Source organism: Microbacterium sp. UMB0228 (assembly GCF_002871415.1).
In the GTDB taxonomy this organism is placed as follows: Bacteria; Actinomycetota; Actinomycetes; order Actinomycetales; family Microbacteriaceae; genus Microbacterium.
Genome location: NZ_PNFU01000008.1, coordinates 88,479 through 104,933, shown reverse-complemented (window position 1 = coordinate 104,933; position 16,455 = coordinate 88,479). Strand labels below are relative to the sequence as shown.

Annotated in this window: 18 protein-coding genes; 7 read left to right on the top strand and 11 right to left on the bottom strand. The window is 70.7% G+C overall.

Translation table 11 applies throughout. The features are described from left to right. Positions 1-770, top strand: a 770-nt coding sequence (locus CJ226_RS16105; RefSeq protein ID WP_102209811.1) for a DMT family transporter, incomplete at its 5' end; no start/stop codon positions are given. Here the strand turns inward: CJ226_RS16105 and CJ226_RS16100 are convergent. The 6 genes from CJ226_RS16100 to CJ226_RS16075 form a co-directional block, all read right to left on the bottom strand. Continuing rightward, positions 710-937 (bottom strand): RNA-binding S4 domain-containing protein, encoded by a 228-nt coding sequence (locus tag CJ226_RS16100; RefSeq protein WP_025102805.1) that lies wholly within the window; start codon positions 935-937, stop codon positions 710-712. The two genes, CJ226_RS16105 and CJ226_RS16100, sit on opposite strands and share 61 nt — an antisense overlap. 28 nt (positions 938-965) lie before the next feature. Next, the gene (locus CJ226_RS16095; protein WP_180964628.1) at positions 966-1,868 is read right to left on the bottom strand and encodes a hypothetical protein; all 903 of its coding nucleotides are present in this window, start codon (positions 1,866-1,868) and stop codon (positions 966-968) included. A gap of 169 nt (positions 1,869-2,037) precedes the next feature. Further along, a complete protein-coding gene (locus CJ226_RS16090) occupies positions 2,038-3,363 on the bottom strand; it encodes a cell wall metabolism sensor histidine kinase WalK (protein WP_102209810.1) in 1,326 nt (441 codons plus the stop codon). Continuing rightward, positions 3,356-4,033, bottom strand: coding sequence for a response regulator transcription factor (locus CJ226_RS16085; RefSeq protein ID WP_102209809.1), 678 nt, complete (start codon positions 4,031-4,033; stop codon positions 3,356-3,358). Before CJ226_RS16085 ends, CJ226_RS16090 begins: the two co-directional genes overlap by 8 nt. A gap of 118 nt (positions 4,034-4,151) precedes the next feature. After that, on the bottom strand, positions 4,152-4,685 hold the full coding sequence (locus CJ226_RS16080; protein ID WP_102209827.1) for a putative immunity protein: 534 nt from the start codon (positions 4,683-4,685) through the stop codon (positions 4,152-4,154). A gap of 4 nt (positions 4,686-4,689) precedes the next feature. Continuing rightward, the gene (locus CJ226_RS16075) at positions 4,690-5,148 is read right to left on the bottom strand and encodes a DUF6194 family protein (protein ID WP_102209808.1); all 459 of its coding nucleotides are present in this window, start codon (positions 5,146-5,148) and stop codon (positions 4,690-4,692) included. Between the two features lie 61 nt (positions 5,149-5,209). Between CJ226_RS16075 and CJ226_RS16070 the strand changes: the two genes are divergently transcribed. Together CJ226_RS16070 and CJ226_RS18185 are read left to right on the top strand one after the other, a co-directional pair. Then, positions 5,210-6,010 (top strand): MerR family transcriptional regulator, encoded by an 801-nt coding sequence (locus tag CJ226_RS16070; RefSeq protein WP_257996707.1) that lies wholly within the window; start codon positions 5,210-5,212, stop codon positions 6,008-6,010. A gap of 208 nt (positions 6,011-6,218) precedes the next feature. Next, positions 6,219-6,395 (top strand): hypothetical protein, encoded by a 177-nt coding sequence (locus tag CJ226_RS18185; RefSeq protein ID WP_025102796.1) that lies wholly within the window; start codon positions 6,219-6,221, stop codon positions 6,393-6,395. A gap of 70 nt (positions 6,396-6,465) precedes the next feature. Here the strand turns inward: CJ226_RS18185 and CJ226_RS16055 are convergent, their stop codons facing one another. The 5 genes from CJ226_RS16055 to CJ226_RS16035 form a co-directional block, all read right to left on the bottom strand. Next, positions 6,466-7,830, bottom strand: coding sequence for an LLM class flavin-dependent oxidoreductase (locus CJ226_RS16055; protein ID WP_102209806.1), 1,365 nt, complete (start codon positions 7,828-7,830; stop codon positions 6,466-6,468). A 74-nt stretch (positions 7,831-7,904) separates the two neighbouring features. Beyond that, positions 7,905-8,612 carry a nicotinamide riboside transporter PnuC gene (pnuC, locus tag CJ226_RS16050; RefSeq protein WP_102209805.1) on the bottom strand — a complete coding sequence of 236 codons (708 nt, stop codon included), beginning with the start codon at positions 8,610-8,612 and terminating at the stop codon, positions 7,905-7,907. Between the two features lie 2 nt (positions 8,613-8,614). Further along, the gene (locus CJ226_RS16045; RefSeq protein WP_102209804.1) at positions 8,615-9,142 is read right to left on the bottom strand and encodes a GNAT family N-acetyltransferase; all 528 of its coding nucleotides are present in this window, start codon (positions 9,140-9,142) and stop codon (positions 8,615-8,617) included. Between the two features lie 2 nt (positions 9,143-9,144). Then, entirely contained in the window at positions 9,145-10,062 is a 918-nt protein-coding gene (locus CJ226_RS16040; protein ID WP_062637819.1) for a DUF808 domain-containing protein, read from the bottom strand. Between the two features lie 48 nt (positions 10,063-10,110). Beyond that, on the bottom strand, positions 10,111-10,833 hold the full coding sequence (locus CJ226_RS16035; RefSeq protein ID WP_025102792.1) for a FadR/GntR family transcriptional regulator: 723 nt from the start codon (positions 10,831-10,833) through the stop codon (positions 10,111-10,113). Between the two features lie 128 nt (positions 10,834-10,961). Here CJ226_RS16035 and CJ226_RS16030 point away from each other — a divergent pair, with 128 nt between their 5' ends. From CJ226_RS16030 to CJ226_RS16015, 4 genes are all read left to right on the top strand, one after another. Beyond that, on the top strand, positions 10,962-12,557 hold the full coding sequence (locus CJ226_RS16030) for an ABC transporter substrate-binding protein (RefSeq protein ID WP_025102791.1): 1,596 nt from the start codon (positions 10,962-10,964) through the stop codon (positions 12,555-12,557). Positions 12,558-12,633: 76 nt separating this feature from the next. Further along, the gene (locus CJ226_RS16025) at positions 12,634-13,590 is read left to right on the top strand and encodes an ABC transporter permease (protein ID WP_062637823.1); all 957 of its coding nucleotides are present in this window, start codon (positions 12,634-12,636) and stop codon (positions 13,588-13,590) included. A 1-nt stretch (position 13,591) separates the two neighbouring features. Beyond that, the gene (locus CJ226_RS16020; protein ID WP_102209803.1) at positions 13,592-15,643 is read left to right on the top strand and encodes a dipeptide/oligopeptide/nickel ABC transporter permease/ATP-binding protein; all 2,052 of its coding nucleotides are present in this window, start codon (positions 13,592-13,594) and stop codon (positions 15,641-15,643) included. Continuing rightward, complete coding sequence (locus CJ226_RS16015; protein ID WP_102209802.1) at positions 15,640-16,440, top strand: ABC transporter ATP-binding protein; 801 nt, start codon at positions 15,640-15,642, stop codon at positions 16,438-16,440. Before CJ226_RS16020 ends, CJ226_RS16015 begins: the two co-directional genes overlap by 4 nt. The last annotated feature ends 15 nt before the right edge of the window (positions 16,441-16,455 follow it).

Genomic DNA, 16,455 nt, shown 5'->3' with positions numbered 1-16,455 from the left:
TCCAAGCGGTCATCGGAGCGCTCGCCCAGTTCGGGTACTGCGCTGCTGTGTACGCAGCCGTCGCCGCAGGGATCGCCACCGGCACCGTCGCGCTGATCGACGCCGTCCAGCCGCTGCTCGTCGCCGTGCTGGTCGGGCCGGTGCTGGGCCTCCGTGTGCGCGGTGCCCAGGTGGCGGGACTGGTGATCGGGGCGGTGGGGGTGCTGCTCGTCGTGCAGTCGCAGTTCGGTGCCGGCTCCGCGCCGCTTGTCGCCTACCTGCTTCCGGCGGCGGCGATGGTCTGCCTCGTGATCGGCACGCTGGTGCAGCGGCGGACGGCCGTGCGTACGGGGGTGCTGCTGACCCTGACCATCCACGTGAGCGTGACCGCCGCGCTGCTCCTCGTCATCGCCGCGCTCGCCGGGGCACTCGTGCCGCCGGCGCGACCGTCGTTCTGGATCGCCGTGGTCCTGACCGCCGTCTTCCCCACGCTCGGCGCCTATGGCCTGTACTGGTGGCTGCTGCGCCGGGTCGGCATCACCGCACTGCAGGCGCTGCTCTTCCTCGTCGCCCCGGCGACCGCGATCGGCGGGGCGCTGCTGCTCGGCGAACCCCTCACGGCGATCACGCTCGGCGGGTTCGTGCTGTGCGGCGCCGGGGTGACCGCGGTGCTCGTGAGCGAGGCGCGGAACCGGGGCGCGGAGGTGGAGGGAGGCTCCGCGATGCCGGGTCAGGGCCGGACGCGGACCGCCCGGCCCTCGAAGGTCACCACATCGCCGTCGCGGAGCTGACGCCCGCGGCGCCGGTCCACCTCGCCGTTCACGGTGACGTAGCCGTCGATGATGACCTCCTTCGCGTCGCCGCCCGAGTCCAGCAGTCCCGCGAACTTGAGGAACTGGCCGAGGCGGATGACCTCGCCGCCGATGGAGACCTCGTCGATCGGATCGGAGTTCGTCATCTTTGCATGCTAGCCCTCTGGGCCGCGGTCACTCGTCGACGTCGGTGCCGACGACCGCGAACGAGGCGTCGAAGGAGATGTCGATCGAGCGGTTGTCCGTCGTGAGGACGGAGGCGTCGTAGGGGCTCACGTCGTCGGATTCCACATCGAGGTCGGTGATCATCCCCTCGGCCTCCGCGAGGGCGGCGTCGACGAGAGTGCGGATGGTCTCCTCGTCCAGCGTGAGAGTCGGTCCCTTGTCGTCGTCGTCTGCGGCGTCGGTCGAGACCACGGTCGCGGTGAGGTCGTCGTCCACGCGCACCTCGGTCTCGTCCCCGGCGGACGTGGTCAGCTGCACTTCCCACGTTCCGTCGCGCTTCGCGTCGATCGAGGTGACCTCGCCCTCGGCGGCGTCCTGGGCGGCGGCGGCGATCGCGAGGAGCTCGTCGACGTCGTCGGTGCCGATGCCGGTGACAGGGCCGCGGTCGGCCCGGTCTCCGCTCGGGCGGGCATCCTCGTCGCCGCGGTGGTCACCGCGCGGGCCGTGGTCGCCCTCGTGTCGGGGACCCTCCATGGCGGGGCGGTCGTCGTCGTCACCGAACTCGTCGCCGATCGCGGCACCCACCGCGACGCCTCCGCCGGCGAGCAGTACCGCGGCCGCGATCCCGCCGCCGATCAGGAGCGCGCGCTTGCGTCCGGGCGTGGCGGGGGTTGCGGCGGCTGGTGCCTCCGGGGCGGCGTTCGGGGCGGCGTTTGGGGCGGCGGCCGGGCCGGGGGTCGGCGCGACCGGGACCGTCGGGGCGTCGGCGGTGGTGCCGGGGCCGGCGGGGGAGTCCTGTCCGGCGTGCTGGTCCTGGCCCGCGCTCGGGACCGCGGGTGCCGCGTTCTGACCCGCGATGTCGTTCTCGTCCGGCGTGGGGTTCTGGTCGGGAGCAGGAGTCTTGTCGTTCATGTCTCGATGGTCTCCCGACGCCGCTGAAGCCACCCTGAAGCCTCCTGAAGCCCCGTTCAGGAACCGATATCTCGGGCACGACTCCGGAGCTCGGGAACGACACGCCGCCTGCGGGCGGCCATGACCGGGGTGTCGTCGGGGATCTCCGAAGCTGTGCCCGGGCGGTGGGTCAGGAGAGTGGGCCGGCCAGCGGGAGGGTGACGGTGAAGCGGGCGCCGCCCAACCGGGACGTGTCCACCGTGATCGCGCCGTGGGCGGCGGTGGCGATGCCGTGGGCGATCGCGAGACCGAGCCCGCTGCCTCCCGCGTCGCGACTGCGGGCCTCATCGAGCCGGACGAAGCGCTCGAAGATGCGGTCCCGCTCCTCTGGCGGGATGCCGGCCCCGTCGTCTTCGACCGTGAGGACGACGTGCGCCGCCTGCGGTTCCACCCCGATCGCCACCCGGCCGTTGCTGTGCCGCGCGGCGTTGTCGGCGAGGTTCCGCAGCAGCTGGCCGAGCAGCCGGGGGTCGCCGATGGTGCGGGCCGCACGGATTCCGGAGCCGTCGACGTCGAGCCCGGTGGCCCGTAGCCGACGCACCTCCGCGAGGGCCAGGTCGTCCAGGTCCACCGGTTCGGTGCTCCCGGTGACACCCTCGTCGAGGCGGGCGAGGAGCAGCAGCGACTCCACGATGCCCTGCAGCCGCAGCCCCTCCTCGGACACCACCTCCGCGAGCTCGTCGATGCTCGTCACCTCCGGGTGCGCCTGGGCGAGCTCCGCGTGCTGACGGATCGTGGCCAGGGGCGAGCGGAGCTCGTGCGAGGCATCGGACACGAAGCGGCGCTGCGCGGTCGCCGCCGCGTCGAGCCGGTCGAGCATTCCGTTCATCGTCACGGCGAGGGAGTGGATCTCGTCCGCGGTGTCGGGAACGGGCACCCGGTGATCGAGACGCTCGGCGGTGATGCCCTCGACTTCCTGGCGGATGCGGGTCACAGGGCGCAGCGCGCGCCCCGTGACGAGCCAGGTCGTGACGGCCACGAGCAGCAGCAGCGCGGGGACGGCGATCACGAGCAGCGTCGCCACCGTCGACAGGGTCTCCGCATCCTCGTCCATCGGCACCGCGAGGACGAGGGTCTGGTCGCCCTCGACGTCTTCCGACACCACGACCATCGGCTCGCCGTCGACCCGGACGACCTGCGGATCGTCGTCCACGGGCAGCGGGGTGGCGCCGAGCGCATCGGCGGCCTCCTCGCTCGCCGCGCGCACCGCTCCGTCCCGCCCGAGCAGCTGCACGAGGTCGTCGTCGAGCTGGTCGGGGCCGCGGCGTCCCGGACCGTCGAACCGGCTGACGAGTTCCTCCAGCCGCTGCTCCGCCGCGCGTTCGGTGCTGCCGTGGATGCTCGCGCTCAGCACCCCGTAGAAGGAGAAGGCCCCGAGGAGCAGCGCGACCGCGACGACGAGGGTGGCACCCAGGGTCGTCCGGCCGCGGACCGACCGCCAGAGCCGCCTAGCCACCGGTCGCCGCCAGCCGATAGCCCGCGCCGCGGATGGTCTCGATCGCCTCACGCCCGAACGGCTTGTCGACCTTGCGGCGGAGGTGGCCGATGTACACCTCGACGATGTTCGGGTCGCCGTCGAAGTCGTCGTCCCAGACGCCGGCCAGGAGGTCGCGCTTCGACAGCACCTGCCCGCGGTGCCGCATCAGATGCTCGAGCACTGCGAACTCGCGGGCCGTGAGGGAGATCGGGGTCTCGCCGCGCCACACGTGGTGTCCGGCGGGGTCCAGCCGCAGGTCGCCGGCCTCCAGGATCGTCGGTCGTGCCACCGCACCGCGGCGCACGAGTGCCCGGAGCCGCGCCACGAGGATCGCGAACGAGAAGGGCTTGGTGACGTAGTCGTCGGCGCCGCTCTCCAGCGCCTCCACCTGATCCCACTCGCCGTCTTTCGCGGTGAGCATCAGCACGGGGGTCCAGTTCTCCTCGGCGCGCAGGGCCTCGCACACCTTCCACCCGCTCATGCCGGGCATCATCAGGTCGAGCACGATGGCGTCGTATCGGGTCTCGCGGGCCCGCCAGAGGCCGTCGACGCCGTTGTGGGCGACGTCGACCGCGAAGCCCTCCGCCTCGAGTCCGCGGCGCACGCCCTCGGCCAGACGCACCTCGTCGTCCACCACCAGGATCCGCATCCCCCCAGTGTGGCGCGTCGTCGCTGAATCGGGGCTGAAGCGGTCGGGCCGCTTCGAATCGCGCACCTCGTTCCATTCCGGGCTCAGATGCAGCAAGTTGCGCGATTCGAAGAGGGACTTACGACGAGAGGTGCGCCTGGATCTCGCGGATCACCTCGCCGAGGGGGCCGGAGGAGAGGAGTCCGGGGCCGAGGGGGCCCGCGGGGTCGGTGCCCAGGGGCGGGAGGGTGCGCAGGGCTGCAGCGGCTTCGGGGGAGAGCTGCGCGAGTTGCCAGCGCACTTCGGCGGCGCGGGCTTCGCGGGCGTCCGGGCGTGCCAGCTCGACGGCCCGTGCGGCGTAGGCGGCTGCCCCGAGAGCATGCGCACCCATGTGCGCGACCCCGGCGGCCTGTGCCGCGGAGCGGGCGGCCGCGGTGCCGGCAGGGGTCACGGAACTGCGGGCGGCCCTGCCCGCGACGAAGCGACGACGGATCTCGCCCGCAGCCGTGAGCTCGCCCCGCGCGAAGGCGCGCGTCCTGGCGATGGCATCGCGCGCGCGGTCGTCGTCCGGGGCCTCCCTCTCGAACAGCGGCAGCACGCGCGCGGCGCAGTCCGCCGCCCACACCGCGACGATCCGGCGGTCGGCCTCGGTCATGCCCTGCGGAGTGGACATGGGGTCACCTCGCCCGTCGTCCGGTGCGCGCACGTGCCGCCTCGTGCGCCTCGCGGAGGAGGGTGAGCACGGTACCCTCCGTCGCCTCTGCGGGATCGATCACGCACACCCAGCCGGCGGTGCCGTACAACGGGTGGGGCCGGAAGACGTCGACCGCCGTCGGGTCGGTGTCGCCGCCCGTGAGAGACCCCGCCGCGATGATCGACTCCGCGCGCTCGCGTCCGACGTGGATGTTCACCCGGAAGCGCTCGGGAGCATCCAGAGCGGAGGACGTGTCGTCGGGATAGTCCTTCGTGATGATCGTTCCGAACGGCTGGGTGCGCTCGGGCATCCGGCCGTCGGGGGCATGGAAGAAGAACGCGTCTCCCCAGGCGAGCTCGGGGAAGTCGCTGCCCGCCTCCGGGGTCACGACGAGCACACCGTCGAACGAGCGGACCTCTGCGATGATCTCCTGCATATCCATCCTTCAATGCTGAGGCTGATGTGCCTATGTGGACGCAAGGCCCGGAAAGACGAGGAAGCGCGTGCATAACCCTCAAGAGCAGGTGATGACGACGGCGGCGCTCGGACGGCTGGTCGACTACTCGACGCAGCAGGTGCGCGACCTCGAGCGCCTCGGTGTCCTCCCCGCCGCAGAGCGCGGCGCGAACGGGTACCGGCGGTATCGGATGCCACATGCCCTGGCGCTGCGCGCCTATCGCGCGTTGGCGACGGCGCTCGGTCCGGTACCCGCGCGTCGACTGATGCCCGCTCTCATCGGCGGATCGGTCGAGCACGCGGCGGAGCGGATCGACACCCTGCACGCGGATCTCGCCCTCGAACGCTCACGGGTGCGCGCGGCCCTGCGCGGACTCGAGGACGCGGTGGCGGAGGCCGACGACCCGTTCGTCGAGGACGATGCGATGGCCATCGGCGAACTCGCCCAGGCGCTCGGCGTCCGGTCCTCCGCGCTGCGGCACTGGGAGCGAGAAGGGCTCGTGCGCCCCCGTCGTCGTGCGGGATCGGTGCGCTCCTATGACTCCCTCGCGATCACCGAGGCGCGGATCGCCGCTGCCCTGCGCTCGGGCGGCTACGGCATCCCCGCCGTTTCGCGGATCATCGACGAGGTGCGCGCGCATGGTGACACGGAAGAAGTTCACCGCATCCTCGCGGAGCGGCTGGCCGACCTCACGCGCCGCAGCGTCGCGCTTCTCGCGGCGGCAGGACACCTGCACGCCCTGCTGACAGAACGCCTCGCGGAGGAGGAGGGTTCGTCGCGCACGCCCGCGCCGGGATCTGCGCCCGGACCTCGGGGATCAGCGGATTCTCGTCGAGGGGGCCGGTGATGACCGCGGCGACAGCCTCGAACGGCAGTACCGGGCAGCGCGAGGCGGCGCCGATCTTCTCGCCGCTGGCCAGCACGATGGTCGCGGCGCATCGGCAGGCGATCGCCCGCTTGGTGACGGCATCGTCGAGATCGCCCACGAGCTCGGGTTGCCCGTCTACCGATCGCTCGACGAGATTCCCGCAGCGTCGACTCCGTAGGCTGGAGGCATGACCAAGAACATCTGGACCGTCCTCGGCGTCATCCTCGCCGTCGTGATCGCGTGGTGGATCGTCAGCGCGCTGTTCTCGGTGCTCTGGTTCATCGCGAAGCTCGCCATCGTCGCGGTCGTCGCCGTGGTGGTCTTCCTCGTGCTGCGGAGCCTCTTCACCCGCGACGCCGACTGACCTGCCTTCGAATCGCTCACTTTGCGGCAAATCGGCTGGTTTTACAGCAAAGTGGGCGACTCGAACGGGGTCAGCGGCGGTACTGGGCGGCGCGGTGCGTGGGCTGGACCCGGTCGCCGCGGCCGTGCAGCTTGTGGCGGAGCGTGCCGGGGACGTACTCCTCGGGGTAGGCGCCCCGCTCGCGCAGCACCGGGATGACGTGCTCGATGACGTCCTGCCAGGTGCCGGGAGTGACCGCGTACGCGAGATTGAAGCCGTCGATGTCGGTCTGCTCGACCCACGACTGCAGCTCGTCGGCGATCTCCTCGCCCGAGCCGACGATCGTCGGGCCGAGCCCGCCGATCGCGTTGTGGCGCCCGAAGTCGCCCACCGTCCACTCGCGCCCGAGGTCGGCCTCCTCCTTGAGGTGCTGCAGCACCGACTGGATCGCGTTCGACTCGACGTTCCCGACCGGCTCGTCCTCGGCGTACTGCGACAGGTCGACGCCCATCCACCCCGACATGAAGGTGAGCGCCCCCTCCGGGCTCGCGTAGGACAGGTACTCGGCGTGCTTCGCGGCCGCCTCCTCGCTCGTCGCCGCGGTGATCACCGTCAGCAGCGTGTAGATGCGGGCGTCGTAGCGGTCGCGCCCCGCGGCCTCGAGGGCGTCGCGGATGCGCTTCACCGTCCCGGCGAGCACCTCCTTCGAGGGCGCCGCAACGAAGATGGCCTCCGCGTTCTCCGCCGCGAACCGCACCCCGCGCGGGCTCGCGCCGGCCTGGTAGATCACCGGGGTGCGCTGCGGCGACGGCTCGGAGATGTGGATGCCGGGCACGGAGAAGTGCTTCCCCTCGTGCCGGATCGGGTGCACCTTCGACGGGTCGGTGAAGATGCCGCGCTCGCGGTCCTCGACCACCGCGTCGTCCTCCCACGACCCCTCCCAGAGCTTGTAGAGCACCTCGACGTACTCGTCCGCGTGGTCGTAGCGGTCGTCGTGGGCGAGCTGGTCCTTCTGGCCCATGTTCCGCGCGGCGCTGGGCAGATACCCGGTCACGACGTTCCAGCCGACGCGGCCCTGCGTGAGGTGGTCGAGCGTGCTGAGTCGTCGAGCGAACGGGTAGGGGTGCTCGAACGCGGTGCCGGCCGTGACGCCGAAGCCCAGATGCTCGGTCACCGCGGCCATCGCGCTGACCAGGAGGATCGGGTCGTTCACCGGCACCTGGGCGCCGTTGCGGATGGCGGCCTCGTTCGTGCCGCCGTAGACGTCGTAGGTGCCGAGCACGTCGGCGATGAAGATGCCGTCGAAGGTCGCGCTCTCCAGCAGCTTCGCGAGGTCGGTCCAGTACGAGAGGGTGTTGTACTGCCGGGAACGGTCGTCGGGGTGCCGCCACAGGCCGGACGACTGGTGGGCGACGCAGTTCATGTCGAAGGCGTTGAAGCGGATCTGCCGGGTCATGCCCCCATGAAACGGGACCGGACGGTATCGAGGCGAGCGGGATCGACACGCACGGAAACAATCCGTGGTGCGGCTCAGGCCTCGTCGTCCGGACGGCGGGGGCTCGGGTCGGGAGGGAGGATCTCGATCGGGCGCGCGGTCTGTCGCTGCGCTCGCCACCAGATCACGAACCCGACCGCCGTGAAGACGCCGTAGAACACGTACATGAGGCCGGTCGCGTAGTAGCCGGAGCTGAACAGCAGCGGCACCCCCACCACGTCCACGGCGATCCAGATGAGCCAGAACTCGGTCCAGCCCTTCGCCATGCCGTAGGTCGCCAGCAGTGACCCGACGAAGGTCCAGGCATCGGCCCAGACCGGCTCCCACGAACCGAGGGCGCGGAACAGGGGGGTGAGCGCCACGGTTCCGACGACGAGCACCACGACCAGACCGATGCGGGCCCCGGTCGGCGCCCACCGCGGCACGATGCGACCGCCGTCGGCGTTCCGCCAGCGGATCCACCCGTAGATCGCGACGGTGATGAACATGATCTGCCGCCCGGCCTGACCGAGGAGATGCGGGAGCGAGGGGTCGGGGCTCAGCGCGGAGCCGAGGAACACCGTGAGCAGCAGGAGGTTGCCGACGATGCCGACCGGCCACGCCCAGACCTTGCGCCGCATGCCGCCGAGGGCGCTCGCGAGTCCGAACGCGTTCCCCACGACCTCACGCACCAGGAGGGTCTGCCCACCCGGAAGCACCCAGGACGAGGAGAAAGCGTCGACGAGCCACTGCAGGAAGCCCATCGCTAGAGCGCCGCGTCGGGGGTGGGGCGCTCGTCGAGCACGAGCTGCAGCATGCTGAGGTCGAGCCACCGGCCGAATTTCGCGCCGACCTGGGGCATGCGGCCCACCTCCCGGAATCCGAGGCGCTCGTGGAGGGCGAGGGAGGCGGTGTTGCCACTCTCCACACCGCCGATCATCACGTGCATCCCGGCTGCCCGGGCCCGGGCGATGAGCTCGATCATGAGGACCGTGCCGATGCCGCGTCCGCGCTGATCGCCGCGTACGTAGACGGAGTGCTCCACGGTGAGGCGGTAGCCGCTGTGCGGGCGCCACTGGGCGTAGGACGCATAGCCCACGACGCCGCTCTCGTCGGCGGCGACGATGACGGGACAGCCGCGCGCGGTCCGGTCGGCGAGCCACGCCTCCCGGTCGGCGCGATCGACGGCCTCCTCGTTCCAGATCGCGGTCGTGTGCAGGACGGCGTGGTTGTGGATCTCGGTGATCGTGTCGAGGTCGGCGCTCTCGGCGGGCCTGAGGTGCACGGCGGTCATCGTCAGACGCGGATGTCGGCGGGGGAGGCCTCGCCCTCGTGGAAGCTCGGCTTCCGGCCGAAGAGCTTCGCGATGCCGAGGACGACGCCGACGATCACGAGACCCCAGACGAGACCGGCCACCGCGGAGATGAGGGTGTCGACCACCCACACCACGAAGCCGCCGAGGGGCTCCAGCGCGTGCTCGACCACATGGAGCACGTCGGCCGGGGCGTGCAGCCCGACCTCGCCGAGGTTGATGAGGACGAGGTGCCCGCCCACCCAGAGCATAGCGACGGTGCCGAGCACGCTGATGAAGCGGAAGACCGCGGGCATCGAGCGGACGATGCGGGTGCCGGTGTGCCGGACGCGCTGCGCCGGGTTCTTCGCCATCTTCAGGCCGATGTCGTCGATCTTCACGAGGAGCGCCACGGCGCCGTACACCGCGACGGTCATGACCAGCGCGATCACGGCGAGGATCGCGAGGGTGGACCAGATGCCGAGCCCCTTGTCGAGGCTGGCGAGGGAGATGAGCATGATCTCGGTCGAGAGGATGAGGTCGGTGCGGACGGCGCCGAGCACGAGCTTCTTCTCGTCGCGGGCGCCCTCGTCGGCGTGGCCGTGCTGCACGCCGAACCACTCGAGCACCTTCTCCGCGCCCTCGAAGCACAGGTACGAGCCGCCGAGGATCAGCAGGTAGGGCAGCACCCACGGCGCGAAGGCCGTGAGCAGCAAAGCGATCGGGATGATGATGACGAACTTGTTCACCAGCGACCCGAGGGCGATCTTGCCGACCACGGGGAGCTCGCGGGCCGGGGTGAGGCCCTGCACGTACTGCGGGGTCACGGCGGCGTCGTCGATGACGACTCCGGCGGCCTTCGCCGACGCCTTCATCGCGGCGCTCAGGATGTCGTCGACGACGGCGAGCAGTCCAACGGACATGCGGGTCCTCTTTCCGTGGTGGGAAAGTCAGACTACCGACTCCCGGGCTCAGGCCCGCACGTCCTCCGCGGTCGCCAGCACGCGCTGCAGCGGCTGGTAGTGCTCGATGACGGCCCGGCGGTAGCGCTCGACGTCGCCGGAGCGCGCCGCGTCCAGCATGTCGCCGTGCGCCTTGGCGGTCTTGTGGATGTCGTCGGGCTGCGCGATGCCGAGCTGCGGGAGCACGGCGGTGTGCACGTCCCAGAACGCGCCGACGAGCTGGCCGACGAGACGGTTGTCGATGGCGCCGAAGAGGCGGGTATGGAACGCCCTGTCCTCGTCGAGGAAGTACTCGCCGCGGCCGGCCTTGTCGACCATCTCGGCGACGAGCTCGTCGAGCTCCGGGTCCGCCTGCGCCTGAGCGGCCTCGACCACGCGCTCGGCCATGGAGAGGTCGAGCGCGAGGCGCACCTCGACGACCTCGCGCAGGGCCTGCAGCGACCCCTCGGGGGACAGCACGCCCCGGAAGACGAGCGCCTCGACCATCGGGTCCAGCGACATCGGGCCCACGTAGGTGCCGTGACCGTGCCGGACGTCGACGATGTCGAGGGTGGAGAGCGTGCGGATCGCCTCACGGACCGAGGAGCGCGACACGTCGAGCTCCTCGCAGAGCTCGGCCTCGGTCGGCAGAGGGTCGCCCGGGGTGAGTCCGCGGGTGAGGATGAGCTGCTTGATCTGATCCGCCGTCGTGGCTCGCCGCATCCGCGACGCCCTCCCCGTGGTGGACTTCATAGGGTCCCTCTCCTGCCTGCCGGAAACGCTCCGATCCTCTCACTCTTGTGATCCGGTCGAACGTGTGTTTAGAGTACATCAGACGTCTGATGTCCTCAAGGCGTCGCCCCCCACCACCTGGAGCACACATGAACCGACACAGCACTCGCCGCCGCGCGGGTCGTCTCGCGATGGCGGTCGCCGGCACGGTCGCCGCGTCCCTCGCCCTCGCCGGCTGCGGCGGCGGCGCCGCCAGCACCGCCGAGAGCCCCGCCGCGAGCGACATCGACCCGGACGGCATCATCGAGGCCGGGATCTCGTACACCCTGAACGGCAGTTTCGACCCGATGGTCGCGTCCGGCGCCGTGACGGTCTCGGCGAACTGGCACGTCTTCGAGGGGCTCATCGACCTCGACCCCGTCACGCAGGAGCCCGCCCCCGCCCTCGCCGCCGACTTCCCGACGCAGGTCGACGAGACGACCTACGACATCGATCTCCGCGAAGGCGCGACGTTCCAGAACGGAGACCCGGTCACCGCCGACGACGTGGTCTTCAGCTACGAGCGCGTCCTCGACCCGGCGAACAACTCCCTGTTCCGCTCGTTCGTCGAGTTCATCGACACCGTCACCGCCGTCGACGAGGACACCGTCCGGATCACCACCGACTACCCGTTCTCCCTCATCGACGACCGTCTCGGCGTCGTCAAGATCGTGCCGAAGGCCGTGGTCGAGGCCGATCCCGAGGAGTTCGGAGCGAACCCGATCGGCTCCGGTCCGTACGCCCTCGTCTCCGCCGTTCCCGAGGACAAGATCGTCTTCGAGCGGTACGACGACTACAACGGCCCGCGTCCCGCGCTCGCCGCGGGTATGAACTGGAACCTCCTCGCCGACGCCTCGGCCCGCGTCACCGCGATGTCGACCGGCACGGTGCAGGCGATCGAGGACGTGCCGTACATCGACGCCGACGGACTGGCGGCCTCGGCCGAGGTCGAGAGCGTGCAGTCGTTCGGCCTCCTCTTCATGATGTTCAACACGAAGGCCGAGCCGTTCGACGACGTCCGCGTCCGCCAGGCGCTGCACTACGCGCTCGACATGGACAAGATCATCGAGACCGGCATGCTCGGCAACGCCACCCCGGCCACGTCGTTCCTGCCCGAGGACTACCCGAACTACCACGAGGCCTCCACGGTCTATTCGTACGACCCGGAGAAGGCGGAGGAGCTGCTGGCGGAGGCCGGGGTCTCCGACCTCGCGATCACGCTGCGCATGACCGACACCGGATGGGTGAAGGAGGTGGCCCCGCTCATCAAGGAGTCCCTCGACGCGATCGGCATCGACACCACCCTCGACATCAGCCAGTCGGCGTCGATGTACGAGAAGGTCGACTCCGGCGACTACACCGTCGCCATCGCCCCCGGTGACCCGTCGGTGTTCGGCGTGGACCCCGACCTGCTCATGAACTGGTGGTACGGCGAGAACGTCTGGACCCAGACGCGCACCGCCTGGGCCGACTCCCCGGAGTACGCCGAGCTGCGCACGCTGCTCGACACCGCCGTCACCCAGGAGGGCGAGGAGCAGCAGGAGTCCTGGAACCAGGCGTACGACTTGATCTCCGACCAGGCCGTGCTGTACCCGCTGTTCCACCGCAAGCTGCCCACCGCCTGGAGCTCGCAGGAGCTGGTCGGCTTCCAGCCGGTCCCCACGACCGGACTGTCGTTCCTCGACGTCGGCGTGGCCGCGAAGTAGCACCTGCCCGACAGGGCGGGGGCGCGCTCGCCCGAAGAGCGCGCCCCCGCCACCCCACCCCCGGAAGGAGCGGCACGTGTCCCACACGCTCCGCCTCGTCGGCCGGCGACTGCTGCAGTTGCCTCTGATGATCCTCGGCATCACGTTCCTGGTCTTCTTCGTGATGTCCTTCTCGCCCGTCGACCCGGCACGCACCGCGCTCGGCGAGACCGCCTCCCCCGAAGCGCTGGAGGCGTACCGCGAAGACCACGGACTGAACCTCCCGCTGTTCGTCCGCTACGTGAACTTCCTGTTCGGTCTCGTCCAGGGCGACCTGGGCACCTACTCCGCCCGCAGCCTGCCCGTGGTCGACGAGGTCGCCCGGGCCTTCCCGGTGACGCTGGCCCTGACCTTCCTCGGGCTCGTGATCGCGGTGGTCGTGGCGTTCGTGATCGGCGTCCTCGCCGCGGTCTACCGTGACCGCTGGCCCGACCAGGTCATCCGCGTCTTCGGCGTCGCCGCGCTGTCCACGCCCTCCTTCTGGCTCGCGATCCTCCTCATCCAGGTGTTCACCCTGGCGCTCGGCGTGCTGCCGGCCTCGGGCCCGTTGCCGGCCTTCGCCGACGACCCGTCCGGGTGGCTCGCCCGGATGACCCTTCCCGCGGTCGCGCTCGCCGTGCCCGTGATCGGGCAGCTCTCCCGGGTCGTGCGCACCTCGATGGTCGAGGAGCTCGACCGCGACTACGTGCGCACCGCCCTCGGCGCCGGGATCCCGCGGGTGATCGTCGTCGGCCGCAACGTGCTGCGCAACGCGCTGATCACCCCCGTGACGGTGCTCGGTCTCCGCATCGGGTACCTGCTCGGCGGTGCCGTGGTGATCGAGATCATCTTCGCGATCCCGGGGATGGGCACGCTCATCCTCAACGGGGTCACCAACAACGAACCCAACCTCGTGCAGGGCGTGACACTCGCGGTCGCGCTCGCGTTCGTCGTGATCAACATCATCGTCGACCTCCTGTACGTGCTCATCAATCCTCGAATCCGGGCGGTGTGACATGCGACGCAGACTCACGGAACGGCTCTCCGTCCCCGGCCTCCGCTGGGGCCGTCTCTCCCTCGGCTCGATCATCTGCCTCGCCGTGCTCGCGATCATCGCGCTCGCCGCGATCCTCGCTCCGCTGATCTCGCCGTACGACCCGCTCGCCTCCGGCCCGCCGGTGCAGCCGCCGAGCGGGGAGCACTGGTTCGGCACCGACCGGCAGGGTCGCGACATCTTCTCCCGACTGGTCTACGGGGCCCGCTACTCCCTCGTGATCGGGCTCGGGGCCACCCTCGTCGCCCTCGCCGTCGCCTGCGTGCTGGGCACGATCGCCGCGACCGCGCCGAAGTGGATCTCCGAGACCCTCATGCGCGTCATGGACGTGATCATGTCGTTCCCCGGCATCGCGCTCGCCGCGGTGTTCGTGGCGGTGTTCGGCAAGTCGCTGCCGGTGCTCGTGCTCACGATCGCATTCCTCTACGTGCCGCAGCTGACCCGCATCGTCCGCGCGAACATCCTCGACCAGTACGGCGAGGACTACGTCTCGGCCGTCCGCGTGATGGGCGCGGGGACCCCGCGGATCATCGTGCGGCACGTCGCCCGCAACGCCATGGCACCCGTGCTCGTCTTCGCCACGGTGCTCGTCGCCGACGCGATCGTGTTCGAGGCCTCGCTGTCGTTCCTCCAGGCCGGTGTGCCCGACCCCGAGCCGTCCTGGGGCAACGTGATCGCCGCGGGGCGCAACCTGCTCATGAGCGGAGCCTGGTGGGCGACCTTCTTCCCCGGCATCCTCATCATGATCACGGTGCTGAGCCTCAACATCCTGTCCGAGGGGATGACCGACGCCATGGTCTCGCCGCGCGCCAGGAAGATCACCGCCGACGCCGCGAACACGGAGGAGTCGACGCACGACCTGGAGGAGGCCGCCGCCCCGGACGACACCCACGTCATCCCGACGGTCGATACCGCGGTCAACCTCTCGGTGCCCAGCGGTGTGCCCGACGTGCTCGTGCCCACCGCGGAGACGGTGCCGCTGGCGGAGCGCCTCGCCGAGCTGCGCGTCCGCGAACTCTCCCGTACCGATCGCCTGGTTTACACGGGAGACGCCGCGCCGCTGCTCGAGGTGCAGGACCTGTGCATCTCCTTCCCGCGCCACGGCGACGTCGACGTGGTCGACCACGTCAGCTTCACCGTGCGCCCCGGCGAGACCATGTCGCTCGTGGGGGAGTCGGGGTGCGGCAAGTCCATCACCTCGCTGGCGATCATGGGGCTGCTCGATCCGAAGGCCGACATCCGCGGGCGCATCCTGTTCGACGGGAAGGATCTGCTGCGGATGACGCCGAAGGAGCGCAACGCGCTGCGCGGCCACGACATCGCGATGATCTACCAGGACGCCCTGAGCTCGCTGAACCCCGCGATGCTGATCCGCGCGCAGATGAAGCAGCTCACCTCCCGCGGCGGCACCCGCACGGCCGAGGAGCTGCTGGAGCTCGTCGGTCTCGATCCGAAGCGCACGCTCGCCTCGTACCCGCATGAGCTCTCGGGCGGCCAGCGGCAGCGCGTGCTCATCGCGATGGCCCTGACCCGCGACCCGCGGCTGGTGATCGCCGACGAGCCCACCACGGCCCTCGACGTGACGGTGCAGGCCCAGGTCGTGGAGCTGCTCATGCGGCTGCAGCGCGAGCTCGGGTTCGCACTGGTGTTCGTCTCGCACGACCTCGCCCTCGTCGCCGAGCTCTCGCACCGGATCACGGTGATGTACGCGGGCCAGGTCGTGGAGCAGGGCACCACCCGCGAGGTGCTCACGCAGCCCGTCCACGAGTACACCCAGGGCCTGCTCGGGGCGGTGCTCTCGATCGAGGCCGGCTCCGACCGCCTGCACCAGGTGTCCGGTGTCGTCCCCTCCCCGCGGGACTTCCCGCAGGGCGACCGCTTCGCGCCGCGCTCCGCGGACCCCGCCCGGTACGCCGGCGTGGAACCCGTGCGGCGGCACATCGACGGGACCGAGCACTACTACTCCGCGCATCCCGACGATGCGCCCGTCGAACCGATCGGAGCAGGACGATGAGCGAACCCGTCATCCAGCTGCAGGACGTGCACGTCCGCTACCGGGCCCGCAGCTCGTCGTTGTTCCGCCCGCACTACGTCGACGCGCTCGCCGGGGTCTCGCTCACGGTGCGCCGCGGACAGACGCTGGGCATCGTGGGCGAGTCCGGCTCGGGCAAGTCCACCTCCGCGAAGGTGCTGATCGGCCTCGAGAAGCCCACGAGCGGTCAGGTCGTGTTCGACGGGGAGACGGTGCGCTCCTTCACCCCCGCGGTGCGCAAGCGCCTGGGGCGCATCCTCTCCGTGGTGTTCCAGGACCCGGCGACGGCTCTGAACGCCCGCATGACCGTGCGGGACGCGCTGCTGGATCCGCTGCAGGTGCATCGCCTCGGCTCCCCGGCGAGCCGGGAGCGCAAGGTGCGCGACCTCATCGGGCTCGTGGGGCTGCCGTCGTCGGCGCTGGAGGCGCTGCCCAGCCAGCTCTCCGGCGGGCAGCGGCAGCGCGTCGCGATCGCCAGGGCCCTCGTCCTCGACCCCCAGGTCATCGTGGCCGATGAGCCGACCTCGGCCCTCGACGTCTCCGTGCGCGCGCAGATCCTGAATCTGCTGACCGACCTGAAGCAGCAGCTCGGGCTCGGCATGGTCTTCATCTCCCACGACATCCAGACCGTCCGCTACCTCTCCGACGAGATCGCCGTGATGAACAAGGGCCGCGTCGTCGAGCACGGCGACGCCGCCCGGGTCTTCGACGACCCCGCCGACCCCTACACCCGCACGCTGCTGGGCGCCGCGCCCTCGCTGCTCGAACCCCACCACTGAAAAGACGGAACACCT

Bases quoted from the DNA above. Each gene is read 5' to 3' on its own strand.
- CJ226_RS16100 (WP_025102805.1), bottom strand. From the start codon at position 937: ATGACGAACTCCGATCCGATCGACGAGGTCTCCATCGGCGGCGAGGTC.
- CJ226_RS16095 (WP_180964628.1), bottom strand. From the start codon at position 1,868: ATGAACGACAAGACTCCTGCTCCCGACCAGAACCCCACGCCGGACGAG.
- CJ226_RS16085 (WP_102209809.1), bottom strand. From the start codon at position 4,033: ATGCGGATCCTGGTGGTGGACGACGAGGTGCGTCTGGCCGAGGGCGTG.
- CJ226_RS16080 (WP_102209827.1), bottom strand. From the start codon at position 4,685: ATGTCCACTCCGCAGGGCATGACCGAGGCCGACCGCCGGATCGTCGCG.
- CJ226_RS16075 (WP_102209808.1), bottom strand. From the start codon at position 5,148: ATGGATATGCAGGAGATCATCGCAGAGGTCCGCTCGTTCGACGGTGTG.
- CJ226_RS18185 (WP_025102796.1), top strand. From the start codon at position 6,219: ATGACCAAGAACATCTGGACCGTCCTCGGCGTCATCCTCGCCGTCGTG.
- CJ226_RS16055 (WP_102209806.1), bottom strand. From the start codon at position 7,830: ATGACCCGGCAGATCCGCTTCAACGCCTTCGACATGAACTGCGTCGCC.
- pnuC (WP_102209805.1), bottom strand. From the start codon at position 8,612: ATGGGCTTCCTGCAGTGGCTCGTCGACGCTTTCTCCTCGTCCTGGGTG.
- CJ226_RS16045 (WP_102209804.1), bottom strand. From the start codon at position 9,142: ATGACCGCCGTGCACCTCAGGCCCGCCGAGAGCGCCGACCTCGACACG.
- CJ226_RS16040 (WP_062637819.1), bottom strand. From the start codon at position 10,062: ATGTCCGTTGGACTGCTCGCCGTCGTCGACGACATCCTGAGCGCCGCG.
- CJ226_RS16035 (WP_025102792.1), bottom strand. From the start codon at position 10,833: ATGAAGTCCACCACGGGGAGGGCGTCGCGGATGCGGCGAGCCACGACG.
- CJ226_RS16030 (WP_025102791.1), top strand. From the start codon at position 10,962: ATGAACCGACACAGCACTCGCCGCCGCGCGGGTCGTCTCGCGATGGCG.
- CJ226_RS16020 (WP_102209803.1), top strand. From the start codon at position 13,592: ATGCGACGCAGACTCACGGAACGGCTCTCCGTCCCCGGCCTCCGCTGG.
- CJ226_RS16015 (WP_102209802.1), top strand. From the start codon at position 15,640: ATGAGCGAACCCGTCATCCAGCTGCAGGACGTGCACGTCCGCTACCGG.